Source organism: Pseudomonas sp. SCPG-7 (assembly GCF_002156405.1).
Classification (GTDB): domain Bacteria; phylum Pseudomonadota; class Gammaproteobacteria; order Pseudomonadales; family Pseudomonadaceae; genus Aquipseudomonas; species Aquipseudomonas parakoreensis.
In genome coordinates, this window is sequence record NZ_MVOO01000001.1 from 85,150 (window position 1) to 100,845 (window position 15,696).

Consider the following 15,696-nt stretch of genomic DNA (forward strand, 5'->3'; position numbering starts at 1 on the left):
AGCCCGCTCCCACAGTGATTGTGGGTGTTCACAAGTAACGGACTCCATCCAAAACCCTGTGGGAGCGGGCTTGCCCGCGAAGAGGCCTGTCCAGACACCGCCGAATTAACTCCCACTCTCGGTCCTGCGGCTGCTCACCTCAGCCGGCACATCATCCCCGGCCATGCGCTTGCGGAACAACGCCGCCCGCGCCAGCAGCAACGTGGTCACCGGCACAGTAATCGCCAGCAGAATCGGGATCAGCCAGGCATGCATCACCGGCCCGGACTTGAGTGCCGAAAAGCAGATGATCGACGCCAGCGCCACGCACCATGCGCCCAGCGTAGAGGCCAGCGCCGGTGGATGCATGCGCTGGAAGTAATCCTTCATACGCAGTAAGCCGGCCGCGCCAAGCAGCGCAAACACTCCGCTGAGCACCAGTAGAATGGCCACCGGAATCTCGACCCACAACGACAATTGCGCAGTCATTCGATCACCTCGCCACGCAGCAGGAATTTCGCCAGGGCAAATGAACCGACGAAGCCGAACAGCGCGATCAGCAGTGCTGCCTCGAAGTAAGTGTCACTGGAATAACGAATGCCCAGCGTCAGCATCATCAGCATGGCGACGATGTACAGATAATCCAGTGCCAGGACTCGATCCTGCGCCGACGGCCCCTTGAACAGGCGGATCAGGGTCAGGACCATCGCCAGCGAGAACAGGAACAGCGTCAGCAGAATCGCGTTCGACAGCAACGGGCTCATTCGAAAATCTCCATCAACGGCTGCTCGTAGGCAGTCTTGAAGTGGTGGATGAAGTGCGATTCGTCATCCAGATCCCAGACGTGCAGCAGCAGAATGCTGCGATCCAGCGCCAGCTCCGACCACACGGTGCCGGGCACCACGGTGCAGATCATCGCCAGCGCGGCCAGACCGTTGGCGTCGCGCAGGTCCAGCGGCACTTTGACGAAGCGCGAGCGTGGCGGTCGGCGACCGGCGTTGAGCACGCCCCAGGCGACGATCAGGTTGGAGAGGATCACGTCACGGCCGACCATCACGAACAGGCGCAGAATTGTCAGCGGGCGGCGAATACGCACCTGTTTCGGGCGTAGCTTGCGCATCATCAACGGTGCGGCGAACCCGAGTATCGCGCCGAGCAGCAGGTTGCCCGGGCTGACGGAGAGGTTGAGTGTCAGCCACAAAACCCATAAAGCCAGTGACAGCAGCGGAGCCGGGAACACGCGCTTCATGGCTGCACCTCCAGCATCGCGGCTTTGGCTTCCGGACTTGGTACGGCGCGGGTGCCGAGCACGGCCATCACGTATTGCTGCGGGTTGTTCAGCGCTTCGGCGGTGGCCTGGGTATAGCGCAGCAGCGGTTCGGCCTTGAAGGTCAGGGCGATGCTCAGCCCCAGCAACAGGAAAACCGGCGCACATTCGAGTTTGCGCAGCAGCGGTGAAGGGCGCTCTTCCGGCGTCCAGAAACGCTGGACACCCATGCGCGCGAACGCCATCAGAGAGGCCAGCCCGGAGAGGATCAGCAGCGCCAGCAACGCCCAGGACGCGTTGGAAATCGGCGCTTCATCGCCCAGCCCCAGTGGATTGAGCAGCGCACCGATCAGACTGAGTTTGCCGATGAACCCGGACAGCGGCGGCATGCCGATGATCAGTAGTGCGCAGGCAATGAAGCTCAGGCCGAGAAACGCCATGGTCCACGGAATGACCTGGCCGACCACGGCTTTCTGCTCGTCATCGAGGTTGATGCCCTTGGGCGGTTGCAGGGATTCCTGCGGACGCGGCAGCAGTTCGCTTTCATCCTCCAGCGGGATTTCGTTGGCCGAACGCGACCGCTCGATCAACTCCGCCAGCAGGAACAGCGCACTCAGGGCCAGCGTCGAGCTGACCAGATAGAACAGCGCCGCGCCGATCAGGTTCGGCTGGGCGAAACCCACCGCCGACAGCAGAATCCCCGCCGACACCAGAATGCTCAGGCTGGCCATGCGCTCCAGGCGTTGCGCAGCCAGAATCGCCAGCGCGGCGCAGGCGATGGTCGCCATGCCACCATAGATCAGCCAGTCACCACCGAAGAACGCCGATGCCCCGGCCTGGCCGGAGAACAGCAGCGTCCACAGGCGCAGCAGGGTGTAGACGCCGACCTTGGTCATGATCGCGAACATCGCCGCGACCGGTGCGCTGGCCGAGGAGTAGGCCGGCACCAGCCAGAAGTTCAGCGGCCACATGCCGGCCTTGGCCAGAAACGCCACCGCAAGAATCCCCGCGCCAGCATGCAGCAAGCCACGGTCGGCTTCCGGCACCAGCGGGATCTTCAGCGCCAGATCGGCCATGTTCAGGGTGCCGGTGACGCCGTAGATCAGCGCCGCGCCAATCAGGAACAGCGACGAGGCCAGCAGGTTGATCGAGATGTAATGCAGGCCCGACGATACCCGCGCCCGGCCCGAGCCGTGCAGCAACAGGCCATAAGAGGCCGCGAGCAGCACTTCGAAGAACACGAACAGGTTGAACAGGTCGGCGGTGAGGAACGCGCCGTACAGGCCCATCAGCTGAATCTGGAACAACGCGTGGAAGCTCGAGCCCGCGCCATCCCAGCGCGCCATGGCGAACAGCAGGGCGCTGACGCCGATGATCCCGGTCAGCACCAGCATCAATGCCGACAGGCGATCGACCACCAGCACGATGCCGAACGGCGCCTGCCAGTTGCCCGGCAGGTACACGCCGATGGAACCGGGCACGCCGGTGGTTTGCGTCCATTGCAGCAGCATCACCGAAATGAACAGGCCGACGAGGCTGGAGAACAGATTGATTTTCGCCTTCAGCGGCCGATGCTTCTCGCCGAGCATCAACATGATGGCGGCGGTCAGCAGCGGCAGCAGGATCGGTGCGGCGATCAGGTGAGCCATCGCCATCATTCCTTGGGCTCCCGGCCGTCGACGTGGTCGGTGCCGGTCAGGCCCCGCGACGCCAGCAGCACTACCAGGAACAGGGCGGTCATGGCAAAGCTGATGACGATTGCGGTCAGCACCAGTGCCTGTGGCAGCGGATCGGTGTAGTGCAGCAGGTCCTGGGTCACGCCGTCCTTGATCACCGGCTCTTTACCGATGAACAGGCTGCCCATGCTGAAGATGAACAGGTTGACCGCGTAGGACAACAGGCACAGGCCCATGACCACCTGGAACGTCCGTGGCCGTAGCACCAGCCACACGCCGGAGGCGGCGAGGACGCCGATGGCGATTGCGATGACTTCTTCCATCAGACGGCTCCTTTGCTGGCGACGGACTTGGGCAGCGACGCGGTCTTGTGACCACGCACCGATTGGTGGGCGAGAGCGGTGAGGATCAGCAGCGTCGAGCCCACGACCACGGCGTACACGCCGATGTCAAAGAACAGCGCGCTGGCGATATGGATGTCGCCCAGCAGCGGCAAGGCGAAATGCCAGGTGTGGGTGGTCAGGAACGGGTAACCGACCGCCATCGCCCCGAGACCGGTGGCGGTGGCGAACAGCAGCCCGGTGCCCATCCAGCGCAGCGGTCGCAGGCTCATTTGCGCCTCGACCCACTGCGTCCCGGCGACCATGTATTGCAGGATGAACGCCACCGACATCACCAGTCCGGCGACGAAACCGCCGCCCGGCTGGTTGTGACCGCGCATGAACAGATAGCACGACACCACCAGCGCAATCGGCAGCAACAGGCGCACCAGCACCGCCGGCACCATCATGAAGCCGAGCGCGGTATCGCTGGCGCTGCGCGGGTTGACCAGATCGGTGACCACGTCGGGCGCGAGCAGGCGTTGCTGGGCCGGCAGTTGCAGGCTTTCTTTCGGCGGGCGGAAACGCCGGAGCAGGGCGAACACGGTCAGCGCCACGGCCACCAGCACGGTGATTTCACCCAGGGTATCGAAGCCACGGAAGTCCACCAGCATCACGTTGACCACGTTGCTGCCACCGCCCTCGGGCATGGCCCGGCTGAGGTAGAACGAGGAAATGTCGTTGGGCGTCTGCCGCGTCAGCATCGCGTAGGACAGCAACGCCATGCCGGCGCCGACCGCAATCGACAACAGCAAGTCGCGCAGGCGCCGCACCCGGGCCTTGCGCAGGCTCGACGGCAGTGGCGAGACTTCTTCGATGCGTCGCGGCAACCAGCGCAGGCCGAGCAGGATCAGCACCGTGGTCACCACTTCCACCGCCAGTTGTGTCAGGGCCAGATCCGGCGCCGAGAACCAGACGAAGGTCACACAGGTCATCAACCCGCAGACGCTGACCATGGTCAGGGCGGCGAGACGGTGATACTTGGCTTGCCATGCGGCGCCGAGGGCGCAGGCGATTGCCAGCAGCCACAGAGTCACGAACACGATGGAGCCCGGAATCTTCGGCCGGTCGCCCCAGCTCAGCTGGCTGTGCAGCATCGGGATCAGGCCGGCGAGCACTGCCGCCAATACCATCAGGAACAGTTGCATCTGCAGGCGGCGGGTGCCGAGTCGACGTTCTACCCGGCGGGCCATGCGCATCATCAGCACCAGACTGCGCTCGAACAGCCGCTTGCCGTTGAAGCGACCTACCAGCGGCGGGTATTTGAAGCGGCCACGCTTGAGCTGATTGCGCAGCAACAGATAAACCACGATGCCGCCGGACATGGCGATCAGACTCATGATCATCGGCGCATTCAGACCGTGCCAGATGGCCAGGCTGTACTCGGGCAGCGTTCCACCCACTACCGGCAGAGCGGCGGCCGCGAGCAGCGGACCGACCACTTGCGCCGGGAAAATCCCGACGATCAGGCAGGTGAACACCAGCAACTCGACCGGTGCACGCATCCAGCGCGGCGGTTCGTGCGGGGTGTGCGGCAGGTCGGTGGCGGTCGGGCCGAAGAACACGTCGACGGTAAAGCGCAGCGAGTAGGCGACGCTGAAGGTGCCGGCGATGGTTGCGACAATCGGCAGTGTCGCTTCAACCCATGCGGTGGCGTTGATGAACACGGTTTCGGCGAAGAACATTTCTTTCGACAGGAAGCCGTTGAGCAGCGGTACGCCGGCCATCGACGCGCTGGCAACCATCGCCAGGGTCGCGGTGAACGGAATCAGTTTGATCAGGCCGCTGAGCTTGCGGATGTCTCGGGTGCCGCTCTCGTGGTCGATGATCCCGGCGGCCATGAACAGCGAGGCCTTGAAGGTCGCGTGGTTGAGAATGTGGAACACCGCCGCGACTGCCGCCAGCGGGCTGTTCAGGCCCAGCAGCAAGGTGATCAGGCCCAGATGGCTGATGGTCGAATAGGCCAGCAGACCCTTGAGGTCGTTCTGGAACATCGCGCAGTAGGCGCCGAGCAACAGCGTACACGCGCCGGCGCCGCTGACGATGTAGAACCATTCTTCACTGCCGGACAGCGACGGCCACAGGCGTGCGAGCAGGAACACCCCGGCCTTGACCATGGTCGCCGAGTGCAGATAAGCCGAAACCGGGGTGGGCGCCGCCATGGCGTGCGGCAGCCAGAAGTGGAAAGGGAACTGAGCGCTTTTGCTGAGGGCGCCGATGAGGATGAGGGGAAGCAGGATGGGGTAGAGGGCATGTGCGCGAATCTGATCGCCGGCGGCCAGGACCTTGTCCAGGTCATAGCTGCCGACGACATGGCCGAGAATCATGACCCCCGCCAGCAGGCATAGTCCCCCGGCGCCGGTGACCATCAGCGCCATATAGGCGCCACGCCGGGCATCGGAGCGGTGGTGCCAGTAGCCGATCAGCAGGAACGAGAAGAGGCTGGTCAGCTCCCAGAAGAACACGATCTGGATCAGGTTGCCGGAGATCACCAGGCCGAGCATGGCGCCCATGAACGCCAGGAAGAAGGCGAAGAAACGTGGCACCGGGTCGTCCGGCGACATGTAATAACGCGCATATAAAGAGACGAGGGCGCCGATGCCCAGCACCAGCAGCGAGAACAGCCAGGCGAAACCGTCCATGCGCAGGACGAAGTTCAAACCGAGGCTGGGCAGCCACATGAATTCTTCGCGGATCACGCCGCCGTGGGCGATTTGCGGGTACAACAGCGCGACCTGCACGGTGCCGATCAGAGCGACCAGACCTGCCAACAGGGATTCGGTATTACGCGCATTGTGTGGCAGCACCGCTGCCAGACAGCTGCCAATGAATGGCAGAAGCAGTAGAACTATCAGGGACATAGGCTTCTAATCTGCGGAAGTTTGTGAAGCATCATACGTGCCAGCTCCCTGATTACCAAACCCGAGGATGTCTCAGAATCCTACAAAGTAGTCTGAAAAATGGGCTTTGGCTGTGTTTCAAGGGGAAAAAGATCGCAGCCTGCGGCAGCTCCTACAGGGATATGCATTCCGTGTAGGAGCTGCCGCAGGCTGCGATCTTTTGATCTTCGCTTTCAATTACCGCTGTCGTTCTCCAAGGCACCTTCAACTGCTTCGTCAACCTTACCCTTGGTCTTCAACTCACTGACAATCACCGCCGCGACAATCAACCCTGCACCCACCAAGGCAATCGCCGGCAAGCGCTCCCCGGCGATCCGCCCGACGATCCCGGCCCACACCGGCTCACCGGCATAGATCAACGTTGCCCGGGTCGGCGAAACGCTTTTCTGCGCCCAGTTCATCGCCACCTGAATCGCCGCACTCGCCGCGCCGAGTCCTAGTGCGGTCACCAGCAGCGTCCAGGAAAAATCCGGAAGTGCCTCACCGGTCGGCACCACCAGCAGGAATGACAGCACCGAGGTCGCTGCCAGTTGCACCACGGTCACCCGGCGTACATCGACCTGGCCGGCATAGGTGCTGATCAGAATGATCTCGGCGGCAATCGCGATGGCGCTGATCAGCGTGGCGATTTCGCCGGGGCTGAAATTCAGCGCAGCCCCGGACGGCCCGGACAACAACATCAACCCGGTAAATGCCAGCATGATGCCAATGCTCGGCATCAGCCCCGGCCGACGGCCCAGCACCAGCCATTGCAGCAACGGCACGAAGGGCACGTACAACGCGGTGATGAATGCCGACTGGCTGCTCGGGATCGTTTGCAGGCCAACGGTTTGCAGGCCGTAACCGAGCATGATCGCCACGCCGATGAAGGTGCCGGCTTTGAGTTCGAACAGGGTCAGGTTGCGCAAGTGGCGCCAGGAAAACAGCGCGACAATGGCGGCCGCAGCGGCAAAGCGCAGGCCGACGAAGAACATCGGGCCGCTGACGGTCATGGCGTGTTGCACCAGCAGGAACGTACCGCCCCAGACCATGGTGATCAGCACCAGCACGCACTCGGCCTTGCTGAAGCGGGAGAAGCGAAGAGGGGTGGGGGAGCTGTTCACTGACGTCATGACCTTGCGCACTATAAAAGGCAGGACGCACAATGCGCCCAACGTTGCGCAGTATACTGCCCAACCCCACCGAGTGAGCAATATAGTGCACAAAGATTCCAGCCAACGGGCGTCCGTCCTGCAACACGTCAGCCACAATGTTCGGCGCCTGCGCCACGCTGCTGACATGAGCCAGACCGCGCTGGCCGAAAAGTCCGGCGTCAGTCGGCGCATGCTGGTGGCGATCGAGGCCGGGGAAAAGAATGTCAGCCTGACCACCCTCGACCGCGTCGCCGAAGCGCTCGATGTAGCCTTCAGCGACCTGATCCAGGCCCCCGACGCGCGCGATACCAGTCGCATCAACGAAGTGGCGTGGGCCGGGGTGATTCCCGGGAGCAAAGCGGTGCTGCTGTCCAAGGCCACCGCCACCCGTGAAGTCGAACAGTGGGAATGGTGCCTGCAACCGGGCGAGGTCTACCCGTCGCAACCCGACGCCGATGGCTGGAGTGAGCAGATCTATGTGTTCGAAGGTTGCCTGACGTTAACGGTGGGTGAAGTAACCAATACCATTGCGACTGGCGAGTTTTTCATGTTTGCCAGCAACCAGCCGCACGGCTATCGCAATGACGGGCCGGTGGCGGTGCGCTTTGTGCGCAATGTGGTGATTTGAATGGCCCGGAGCGCAGACATCCTGATCATCGGCGGTGGCCTCAGCGGCACGATGTTGGCCGTGCAATTGCTGCGACTGCCCGGCCAGCGGCGGATCCTGATCATCGAACCGCGCGCCGAACTCGGCCGTGGCGAAGCCTACAGCGCCGTCGAACTGGGCCACACGCTCAACGGCAATGCGGCGCGCATGAGTGTCGACCCGGACAACCCTGATGACTTGACCCAATGGCTGACTGCGCACATTGCCGCTGGCGGCTGGCCGGAGTCTGCCGAGCAGAACGTGCCGATCAGTGAACTGTTCCCGCCGCGCGGGCTGTTTGGCGTGTATGTGCAGCAGCGCCTGGCCGAGGCGCGAGTCGTTGGTGCGCGACACGGTTCGACCGTCGAGCACGTTCGCGCCGAAGTCGTCGATCTGCAAACCGATGCTGATTCGGTGCAACTGACCTTGAACGATGGGCAGCACCTGAACGGCGCCTGTGCCGTGCTCGCCACGGGCATGTTCCCCGCCGCGCGCACGCCACAGAAGGATTCCAGCGGCCTGAATGCCGCTGCGCTTGATCCGTGGGACGTCGCGGCCATGCGCCAGCTCGATCCGCAGTCAACCGTGCTGATCATCGGCTCCGGGCTGACCATGGTCGATGCCGTGGTTTCGCTGGAGCAGGCCGGGCATCGCGGGCCGATCGAAGTGTTTTCCCGCCATGGACTGTTGCCCCATGTACGTCGACAACCGCCGGCGTGGGTGGATTTCCTTGCGCAAGATCCGGGCATTCGCACGCCGCGACAGTTGCTGCACGAACTGCGCAGGCATTGCCGTGACGCCATTGCCCAAGGCATCGACTGGCAGGCGCCGCTGGACACCGTGCGAGCGAATATCGGCCGGCTGTGGAGTCAGGCGACTGACGTGCAGCGAAGACAATTCGTACGCCATGTGCGGCCATGGTGGGAGAGTCATCATCACCGTTCGCCACCGTTGAGTGCGGCGTTGGTTGAGCGCTTACACAACGAGGGACGGTTGCGGATTCAGGCAGCGTCGTTCAAGGGGCTTGAGCCGAGTACGCAGAATGGTGTCAGCATTCGCATTCGGCCACGCGGTGAGTCTGAGACTCGCGTGGTACACGGCGCAGCGCTGATCAATTCCAGTGGCATCGAGTATGACTGGCGGCGGGTGGCGCGACCGTTGCCGCAGCAGTTGCTGGCGCGTGGGCTGGTGCGTCCGGGACCGTTGGCGTTGGGGATTACCGCAGCGGTGGACGGCGCGGTGCTGGACGCTGAAGGGCAAGTCGCCAGCCGTTTGTTCGCCATGGGCCCACCTCTACGCGGAATGTGGTGGGAAAGTACGGCAGTGACGGATGTGGCGTTGCAGGCCAGGGCGTTGGCGGCGCGATTGGCGGGATAACGTGATGCTGGTCTTTCGCGAGCAAGCTCGCTCCCACAAGTGACTCTGCTTGTAAATAACCTGTGCGCCACGCAACAGATCCTGTGGGAGCGAGCTTGCTCGCGAAGAGGCCGTGCCAGTCAACATCAATGTTGCCTGACACACCGCTTTCGCGGGCAAGCCCGCTCCCACATTGGGCGGCCGGAAGAGTTACGCCACCACGCGATAGCACGGCACATACGCCGCGCCGCCCGGCAGTTTCATCCGGTGCTGGGCGACGAAGGCTTTGAGCAGCGCATCAAGCGGTTGCATGATCGCTGCGTCACCACGGATCTGGTACGGCCCGTGTTCCTCGATCAAGCGGATGCCCTTGTCCTTGACGTTGCCGGCGACGATCCCGGAGAACGCGCGGCGCAGGTTGGCGGCCAGTTCGTGGGGCGGCTGGTCGCGGTGCAGCTTGAGGTTGGCCATGTTCTCGTGGGTCGGATCGAACGGACGCTGGAAGCTTTCGTCGATCTTCAGCAGCCAGTTGAAGTGGAACGCGTCGTTGCGCTCGCGGCGGAACTGCTTCACCGCTTTGAGGCCGGCAGTCATCTGCCGCGCGACTTCGGCCGGGTCGTCGATGATGATCTCGTAGTGCTGCTTCGCCGCATCGCCGAGGGTGGCGGTGACGAACGCATCGAGTTGCTCCAGATACGGCGCGGCATGTTTCGGCCCGGTCAGAATCACCGGGAACGGCAGGCCCTGATTGTCCGGATGCATCAGGATACCCAGCAGGTACAGGAACTCTTCGGCGGTGCCGGCGCCGCCCGGGAAGATGATGATGCCGTGGCCGACACGCACGAACGCTTCCAGACGTTTTTCGATGTCCGGCAGGATCACCAGCTCATTGACGATCGGGTTCGGCGCTTCAGCGGCGATGATCCCCGGTTCGGTCAGGCCGAGGTAGCGCCCACCGTGAATGCGCTGCTTGGCGTGGGCGATGGTCGCGCCCTTCATCGGGCCTTTCATTACACCGGGGCCGCAACCGGTGCAGATGTCGAGGCTGCGCAGGCCCAGTTCGTGGCCGACTTTCTTGGTGTATTTGTATTCTTCGGTGTTGATCGAGTGACCGCCCCAGCACACGACGATTTTCGGCTCGACACCCGGGCGCAAGGTGCGCGCGTTGCGCAGCAGGTGGAACACGTAGTCGCTGATGCCTTGCGAGGTGCTGAGGTCGATGCGTTGGCTGTCGAGTTCGTTTTCGGTGTAGACGATGTCACGCAGGGCGCTGAACAGCATCTCGCGGGTGCTGGCAATCATTTCGCCGTCGACGAACGCGTCTGCCGGGGCGTTCAGCAGTTCGAGGCGCACGCCGCGATCCTGCTGGTGAATGCGGATTTCGAAGTCCTTGTAGGCTTCGAGGATAGTCTTGGCGTTGTCGACATGCGCGCCGGTGTTGAGGATGGCCAGGGCGCACTGGCGGAAGAGGGTGTAGGTGCTGCCGGATCCGGCTTCGCTCAGTTGCTGCACTTCACGTTGAGAAAGGGTTTCCAGGCTGCCTTTCGGGCTGACCGAGGCGTTGATTACGTGTCGTTGGGTCATGCAATGATCCTTAAAACGATGTCATTCCAATGGCAGGCAAATGGCATCCGAATAGTGTGTATCCATGAATGAAGATGGCACGATCTGCGCTGTACCGCCATGTCCCCGTTGGACGCTGAAAAGATGAAAAGGGCCCCCAGCATAGCTAAATCGTGCACAGAGGCGATAATGCGCAACGAGTTTTTTCCGTTGCCCTTTTTATCGTTCAAGGAAGTCATGCCTGATGTTCGAGATCCAGCCGATGGACCCAGCAACGTTTCGCCAGCAGACCCGTCGCAGCACGCTGATCATTGCCGTGCTGTTCCTGGTGTTGGCGATGGCGCTTTCGACGGCGGCGGTGGCACTGTTCGGTGAACCCGGCGGCGATAATCTGCGTTTCAATGTCGGCGGAGTGTTCGTCGCGTTTCTGCTGACGGCGGCGCTGATGCGCGGGCAGTTCTGGCAGCAGCCGTGGATGGCCCCAGCGGTGTATAGCTGGCGGCTCAAGCGCAGCCTGATGAGTGTGACCAACGTGATGCATCAGGTGACAGCGGCCGTTGAACAAAACGATCCGACGGCAATGAAGGTGCTGCGTTTCTATCATCTGGGTTTGACCCAGATGCACGAACTGGACGGTAACTCCAGCGATCACGCGCAGTTGCAGCGGGAGGTCGCAGCGCACCAGGAGCGGATGCAGGCGCTGGGTCTGGAGATCGACCAGAAGCGCCTGGATCCGGCCTGGCTGCAAGCCTTGAAACCCGCCGCTCGTTAAAACGGAATACGGCTGGCGCGGCGCAGTTTCCACGCACGGGCCAGACGCCCGTAGACCAGCAAATTGACCACCAGCACCACGCTGCCCAGTGCCAACTGGATCTGTGGCGTCAGACCTGCGGGGTAGATGATCGGCCAGATGTAGTGCTCGATGAAGCCGCCGGCGTATTCGGTCTGCCCGGCGGCGTGGCGCATCAGGTTTTCCCAGTAGGTCAGCGGACAAGTCAGGTGCAACACCTCGACCGCCACGCCCCATGCAGCCGCCGGCAGATGCAGCCACATCAGGCGTGGCCACTTGAGCACCAGCAGCCCGCCGAACAGCACGAACAGAATGAATGACAGATGGAACAGCACCAGCCCGTCGGCTGCGATTCGGTACAGCATGTCGTCTCCCTGACACGGTTGTGAAGGGCTCCATGGTACGCCGACAGCGACGCCGGGGCGCGACGATTCAGCGTAAGTGCGCAAGATTGTTCAAGCCACGAAGGGGCATTTGCTGGCAGAGTCTGCGACCGTTTCCTCGGTTGAAGAGCGTTATGTCTGACTCACTTATGCCGCGCCGTGCGTTTCTTCGCGGCGCTGCGGCGATCATGCCGTTATCGTTGGCGACGGCGCCGTGGGGGCTGCTGGCCGGCTCCATGGCGATCGAAGCCAATCTCACACCGCTGCAGGGGCAGGGCCTGTCGAGCATTGTGTTCGCGGGCGCCGCGCAACTGGTGGCGATCGGCATGCTCAAGGGCGGTGCCGGGATTTTCTCGATTCTGCTGACCACACTGCTGCTGACCTCGCAGCACCTGTTGTACGGAATGAGCATGCGCTCGGTGATCTCGCCGCTGCCCGGGCGCTGGCGCATCGGTCTGGGCTTTTTGCTCACCGATGAACTGTTTGCCCTGACCAGCCAGCATGACCGTCAGCAGTTCAATCGCTGGTATGCCTTGGGCGTCGGTCTGACGTTCTACATCGCGTGGAACCTGTTCACCCTGGCCGGCATCGTCCTGGGCAGCAGTATTCCGGGGCTTGAGCATCTGGGCCTGGACTTCTCGATTGCCGCCACTTTCATCGCATTGATCACCCCGGTGGTGCGTAACGTGCCGACCGTGGTTTGCGTGGCGGTGTCGCTGTTCTGCTCGGTGCTGTTCAGTTATTGGCAGTGGGGCTCGGCACTGGTGTTGTCGGGCCTGGCGGGGATGACCGCAGGATTTGTCTGCAACAAGCTGTATCGGGGGCGCACATGATGGTCTGGGCAGTGATTTTCGGCATGGGGATTCTGGTGTTCCTCAACCGCTACGTGTTTCTCGAACCGCGCCTGCCGCTGCGTTTGAGCAGCAACGCGCGGCAGTTTCTCGGGTTTGCCGTACCGGGAATGTTGACGGCGATCTGCGGGCCAATCGTGTTCATGCCGGACAAACAGTTGAATGTGCAGTGGGATAATCCGTATTTGCTGAGTTCGCTGGTTGCGATCGGCTTGGTGCTGTACACCCGCAATACGTTACTCAGCATGCTTTTAAGCATGGCGTTTTTCTTTTTGTTGCGCTGGTGGTTGTAACTTGACGGGGAAAAACTGTTCTACGCTTATTGGATGATTATTGTCGACGAGGCGAAGTTCACATGACGACCGAGCAGAAGCGTCCGGATGAAAACCAGGCAGTAGACGACGAAGTGGACGAACCGAGCGAAGAGGAAATCGAGCGCGAGAAACGCAAGGAACAGACGTGGAAGCACGACGATGACAAGGAACTCACCGGGCCCGACGTGAAATTCTGACAGCCCCATGCAAAAAGCCCCGCAGCAGCGGGGCTTTTTGTTGTTTCACAGGTCTTCCAGGTGCGGGAAGTCCGGATGTGACGCCCGATAGCCCAGCGTCTTGTCGATCCACGCATTGAGCTCATTGACCATCACCGGTGGGTGGCCGGGATAGCCCTCGAGCGTGGTGCGCAGAATACGTTCGATGTCCGGCACTGAACGCAGGTTTCGGGTCTTGATGTAGTGGCCGATAAAACAGTCGAGTTGAAAGCGTTCTGTCATGGACAGATAAATACACTCCAGGCCGTTGGCCTGTTTGATTGCAAAATCGTCGCGCAACTTAGTTCTCTGCAAGGCTTGGTAAAAGTTGTAGGGGATTCCTGGTTTGTTGACTCTTTGGTCAACTGGTATGCCAATTGGAAATGCGGCGCGCATGCTATCCGTAGTGCATCTAAATGTATGTATGACGGTTGAAATGTCAGACAAGCGGTTAAATCGCTCAAACGACTGTTTTTTTGAGGCTGTTTCAGCGATGAAACACCAGCTGTAAAGATCGAGTATCACCTGTAATCACCTGTAGGAGCTGCCGCAGGCTCCGATCTTTTGATCTTGCTTTTAAAAAATTAAAAATCAAAAGATCGCAGCCTGCGGCAGCTCCTACAGGTTAAACGCGTGAGATCACGGATCTTTAAGCCACTTCTTCAATGAGGTTGGCGCCCTGATTGCGCGAATTGCCGACGGCTTTGCCAACCTTGTGCCAGGCAAATGCCTCGCTGGCTTCACCTTCGAACAGCAACATCTGTTCGGCACGTTCGGTCGGTGTTGCCGGGTCCAGCCACTCGGCAGCCAGCTCCGGGCGGAACACCACCGGGCGGCGATCATGGATATCGAGCAGGCCGCCGACGCTGTCGGCGGTGATGATCACGAAACCATCGTCGTCCCGGGCGTCGTTGCCGGGTGTCGGAAACTGGCCGATGGCCGCACAGAACACCGGCCCGTGATCGGCACGCCGGATCAGCCACGGCTGTCGGGTGTTATCCGGGCCGTCGACCCATTCGAACCAATTGTCGACCGGCACGATCAACCGATGACGCCAGATCGCCCGGAAGAAGGGGCCATGGGCGACTTTTTCCACACGGGCGTTGATCGGCGCCGCGCGGTCTTTGGCCCAGTGCGGACGCCAGCCCCAGCGCAGGTTGTCGGCATACAGGCGTTGATCATATTGATGAAGAATGGCGAGTGACGTGGTCGGCGCCGCGTTGTAGTGTTCCAGCGCGGCGTCGCCGACGTGATTGATCAGCGCATCGGGAATGCTCAGCACCGCGACAAAGTCGTGAATGCCACGGTACTGCGAGAGTCTTCCGCACATGCGCTGAATCTCCGGTTGCACGCTTTCAGCTTAGTTGGCTCTGGCCAATCAGTCCTGTGCCGCCTGACCGGTGAACGTGTCGCGCCAGACCAGCCAGCGGCGCTCCAGCAGCGCGAGCACGCCATCGCTGAGTTTGCCGAGCACGGCGAGCACGATGATCGCTGCCAGCACGATGTCCGGTCGCGAGGTTTCGCGGCCGTCGCTGAGCAGATAGCCCAGGCCTTTGGTCGCGGCGATCAGCTCGGCGGCCACTAGAAACATCCACGCCAGACTCATGCCGCTGCGCAGCCCGGTGAACAGGCCGGGCAGGGCGGCCGGCAACAGAATCCGCCGTACCAGTTGCAGGCGGCTGAAGCCATAAATGCGCCCGACCTCGACCAGTTTCCGATCGATGTTGCGAATCGCCGCGACCACGTTGACGTACACCGGAAAGAACGCGCCGATGGCGATCAATACGATTTTCGAGGTTTCATCGATGCCCAGCCACAGCAGCAACAGCGGCACCCAGGCCAGACTCGGAATCGAACGCAGCGCGGCGAACATCGGTTCCAGATACGCCTCGGCCTCACGACTGAGGCCGACCCAGGCGGCGAACACCAGCGCCAGGCTGGCGCCAATTGCAAACCCGAGCAACACGCGGATCAGGCTGGCGCCGATGTGTTTCCACAGCGCGCCTTCGGCGAGGTCGGTGAGGGTCAGGGCGATCTCGCTGGGGGCCGGCATTTGGTAGGACGGCAGCCAGCCGAGACGCACGATGAACTCCAGGACGACTACGATCAGCAGCGGCAGGGCCAGACCTTTGAAGTGCCGTCGCCATGTCGGGTTGAGGGATGACGCTCGCGGCCTCGACAAGCGCCGAGGAGGGGCGGGCAGTTCGTTACTGCGAGTGGTCATACATGAGCTCCGCTCACAG

General features: G+C 62.0%; 18 protein-coding genes. 6 read left to right on the top strand and 12 right to left on the bottom strand.

Annotated elements, in window-relative coordinates; all coding sequences use genetic code 11:
- Positions 1 to 105: 105 nt before the first annotated feature.
- From B1722_RS00470 to B1722_RS00500, 7 genes are all read right to left on the bottom strand, one after another.
- Entirely contained in the window at positions 106 to 468 is a 363-nt protein-coding gene (locus tag B1722_RS00470; protein WP_047294967.1) for a Na+/H+ antiporter subunit G, read from the bottom strand.
- Entirely contained in the window at positions 465 to 743 is a 279-nt protein-coding gene (locus B1722_RS00475) for a K+/H+ antiporter subunit F (protein WP_003225959.1), read from the bottom strand. The genes B1722_RS00470 and B1722_RS00475 overlap by 4 nt, the downstream gene beginning before the upstream one ends.
- Positions 740 to 1,228: a Na+/H+ antiporter subunit E gene (locus B1722_RS00480; RefSeq protein WP_086790874.1), complete on the bottom strand. Its 489-nt coding sequence runs from the start codon at positions 1,226 to 1,228 to the stop codon at positions 740 to 742. Before B1722_RS00480 ends, B1722_RS00475 begins: the two co-directional genes overlap by 4 nt.
- The gene (locus B1722_RS00485; RefSeq protein ID WP_086790875.1) at positions 1,225 to 2,904 is read right to left on the bottom strand and encodes a monovalent cation/H+ antiporter subunit D; all 1,680 of its coding nucleotides are present in this window, start codon (positions 2,902 to 2,904) and stop codon (positions 1,225 to 1,227) included. The genes B1722_RS00480 and B1722_RS00485 overlap by 4 nt, the downstream gene beginning before the upstream one ends.
- Positions 2,901 to 3,245 carry a Na+/H+ antiporter subunit C gene (locus B1722_RS00490; protein WP_003225953.1) on the bottom strand — a complete coding sequence of 115 codons (345 nt, stop codon included), beginning with the start codon at positions 3,243 to 3,245 and terminating at the stop codon, positions 2,901 to 2,903. Before B1722_RS00490 ends, B1722_RS00485 begins: the two co-directional genes overlap by 4 nt.
- Entirely contained in the window at positions 3,245 to 6,163 is a 2,919-nt protein-coding gene (locus B1722_RS00495) for a monovalent cation/H+ antiporter subunit A (protein ID WP_041062868.1), read from the bottom strand. Before B1722_RS00495 ends, B1722_RS00490 begins: the two co-directional genes overlap by 1 nt.
- A 212-nt stretch (positions 6,164 to 6,375) precedes the next feature.
- Complete coding sequence (locus B1722_RS00500) at positions 6,376 to 7,314, bottom strand: DMT family transporter (protein ID WP_086790876.1); 939 nt, start codon at positions 7,312 to 7,314, stop codon at positions 6,376 to 6,378.
- An 85-nt stretch (positions 7,315 to 7,399) separates the two neighbouring features.
- On the opposite strand from B1722_RS00500, the gene B1722_RS00505 reads away from it, so the two are divergent.
- The gene (locus B1722_RS00505) at positions 7,400 to 7,963 is read left to right on the top strand and encodes a helix-turn-helix domain-containing protein (protein WP_047598262.1); all 564 of its coding nucleotides are present in this window, start codon (positions 7,400 to 7,402) and stop codon (positions 7,961 to 7,963) included.
- A complete protein-coding gene (locus B1722_RS00510; protein WP_086790877.1) occupies positions 7,964 to 9,358 on the top strand; it encodes an FAD/NAD(P)-binding protein in 1,395 nt (464 codons plus the stop codon).
- A 189-nt stretch (positions 9,359 to 9,547) separates the two neighbouring features.
- On the opposite strand, the gene ppnN is transcribed toward B1722_RS00510, so the two are convergent.
- The gene (gene ppnN / locus B1722_RS00515) at positions 9,548 to 10,921 is read right to left on the bottom strand and encodes a nucleotide 5'-monophosphate nucleosidase PpnN (RefSeq protein WP_041062856.1); all 1,374 of its coding nucleotides are present in this window, start codon (positions 10,919 to 10,921) and stop codon (positions 9,548 to 9,550) included.
- Positions 10,922 to 11,144: 223 nt separating this feature from the next.
- Between ppnN and B1722_RS00520 the strand changes: the two genes are divergently transcribed.
- A complete protein-coding gene (locus tag B1722_RS00520; RefSeq protein WP_086790878.1) occupies positions 11,145 to 11,672 on the top strand; it encodes a DUF3087 domain-containing protein in 528 nt (175 codons plus the stop codon).
- Here B1722_RS00520 and B1722_RS00525 read toward each other — a convergent pair.
- On the bottom strand, positions 11,669 to 12,055 hold the full coding sequence (locus tag B1722_RS00525; protein ID WP_086790879.1) for a DUF2784 domain-containing protein: 387 nt from the start codon (positions 12,053 to 12,055) through the stop codon (positions 11,669 to 11,671). The genes B1722_RS00520 and B1722_RS00525 overlap by 4 nt on opposite strands.
- 152 nt (positions 12,056 to 12,207) lie before the next feature.
- Here B1722_RS00525 and B1722_RS00530 point away from each other — a divergent pair, with 152 nt between their 5' ends.
- The 3 genes from B1722_RS00530 (at position 12,208) to B1722_RS29510 (ending at position 13,435) form a co-directional block, all read left to right on the top strand.
- Positions 12,208 to 12,906 (top strand): AzlC family ABC transporter permease, encoded by a 699-nt coding sequence (locus B1722_RS00530; protein ID WP_027612977.1) that lies wholly within the window; start codon positions 12,208 to 12,210, stop codon positions 12,904 to 12,906.
- Positions 12,906 to 13,217 (top strand): AzlD domain-containing protein, encoded by a 312-nt coding sequence (locus B1722_RS00535; protein ID WP_174376899.1) that lies wholly within the window; start codon positions 12,906 to 12,908, stop codon positions 13,215 to 13,217. The genes B1722_RS00530 and B1722_RS00535 overlap by 1 nt, the downstream gene beginning before the upstream one ends.
- A gap of 62 nt (positions 13,218 to 13,279) precedes the next feature.
- A complete protein-coding gene (locus B1722_RS29510; RefSeq protein WP_174376867.1) occupies positions 13,280 to 13,435 on the top strand; it encodes a hypothetical protein in 156 nt (51 codons plus the stop codon).
- Between the two features lie 45 nt (positions 13,436 to 13,480).
- On the opposite strand, the gene B1722_RS00540 is transcribed toward B1722_RS29510, so the two are convergent.
- The 3 genes from B1722_RS00540 to B1722_RS00550 form a co-directional block, all read right to left on the bottom strand.
- Positions 13,481 to 13,753, bottom strand: a complete 273-nt coding sequence (locus B1722_RS00540; protein ID WP_047294946.1) for a hypothetical protein — start codon at positions 13,751 to 13,753, stop codon at positions 13,481 to 13,483.
- Positions 13,754 to 14,102: 349 nt separating this feature from the next.
- Positions 14,103 to 14,783, bottom strand: a complete 681-nt coding sequence (locus B1722_RS00545) for an SOS response-associated peptidase (protein WP_086790881.1) — start codon at positions 14,781 to 14,783, stop codon at positions 14,103 to 14,105.
- Between the two features lie 48 nt (positions 14,784 to 14,831).
- The gene (locus tag B1722_RS00550; RefSeq protein WP_086790882.1) at positions 14,832 to 15,677 is read right to left on the bottom strand and encodes an ABC transporter permease; all 846 of its coding nucleotides are present in this window, start codon (positions 15,675 to 15,677) and stop codon (positions 14,832 to 14,834) included.
- Positions 15,678 to 15,696: the final 19 nt, after the last annotated feature.

What these genes read in the sequence shown, in the direction of transcription:
- B1722_RS00510 (WP_086790877.1), top strand. Translation starts at nt 7,964, where the DNA reads ATGGCCCGGAGCGCAGACATCCTGATCATCGGCGGTGGCCTCAGCGGC.
- B1722_RS00500 (WP_086790876.1), bottom strand. Translation starts at nt 7,314, where the DNA reads ATGACGTCAGTGAACAGCTCCCCCACCCCTCTTCGCTTCTCCCGCTTC.
- B1722_RS00485 (WP_086790875.1), bottom strand. Translation starts at nt 2,904, where the DNA reads ATGATGGCGATGGCTCACCTGATCGCCGCACCGATCCTGCTGCCGCTG.
- B1722_RS00535 (WP_174376899.1), top strand. Translation starts at nt 12,906, where the DNA reads ATGGTCTGGGCAGTGATTTTCGGCATGGGGATTCTGGTGTTCCTCAAC.
- B1722_RS00495 (WP_041062868.1), bottom strand. Translation starts at nt 6,163, where the DNA reads ATGTCCCTGATAGTTCTACTGCTTCTGCCATTCATTGGCAGCTGTCTG.
- B1722_RS00470 (WP_047294967.1), bottom strand. Translation starts at nt 468, where the DNA reads ATGACTGCGCAATTGTCGTTGTGGGTCGAGATTCCGGTGGCCATTCTA.
- B1722_RS00480 (WP_086790874.1), bottom strand. Translation starts at nt 1,228, where the DNA reads ATGAAGCGCGTGTTCCCGGCTCCGCTGCTGTCACTGGCTTTATGGGTT.
- B1722_RS00475 (WP_003225959.1), bottom strand. Translation starts at nt 743, where the DNA reads ATGAGCCCGTTGCTGTCGAACGCGATTCTGCTGACGCTGTTCCTGTTC.
- B1722_RS00490 (WP_003225953.1), bottom strand. Translation starts at nt 3,245, where the DNA reads ATGGAAGAAGTCATCGCAATCGCCATCGGCGTCCTCGCCGCCTCCGGC.
- B1722_RS00530 (WP_027612977.1), top strand. Translation starts at nt 12,208, where the DNA reads ATGTCTGACTCACTTATGCCGCGCCGTGCGTTTCTTCGCGGCGCTGCG.
- B1722_RS00525 (WP_086790879.1), bottom strand. Translation starts at nt 12,055, where the DNA reads ATGCTGTACCGAATCGCAGCCGACGGGCTGGTGCTGTTCCATCTGTCA.
- B1722_RS00545 (WP_086790881.1), bottom strand. Translation starts at nt 14,783, where the DNA reads ATGTGCGGAAGACTCTCGCAGTACCGTGGCATTCACGACTTTGTCGCG.
- B1722_RS29510 (WP_174376867.1), top strand. Translation starts at nt 13,280, where the DNA reads ATGACGACCGAGCAGAAGCGTCCGGATGAAAACCAGGCAGTAGACGAC.
- B1722_RS00520 (WP_086790878.1), top strand. Translation starts at nt 11,145, where the DNA reads ATGTTCGAGATCCAGCCGATGGACCCAGCAACGTTTCGCCAGCAGACC.
- B1722_RS00550 (WP_086790882.1), bottom strand. Translation starts at nt 15,677, where the DNA reads ATGACCACTCGCAGTAACGAACTGCCCGCCCCTCCTCGGCGCTTGTCG.
- ppnN (WP_041062856.1), bottom strand. Translation starts at nt 10,921, where the DNA reads ATGACCCAACGACACGTAATCAACGCCTCGGTCAGCCCGAAAGGCAGC.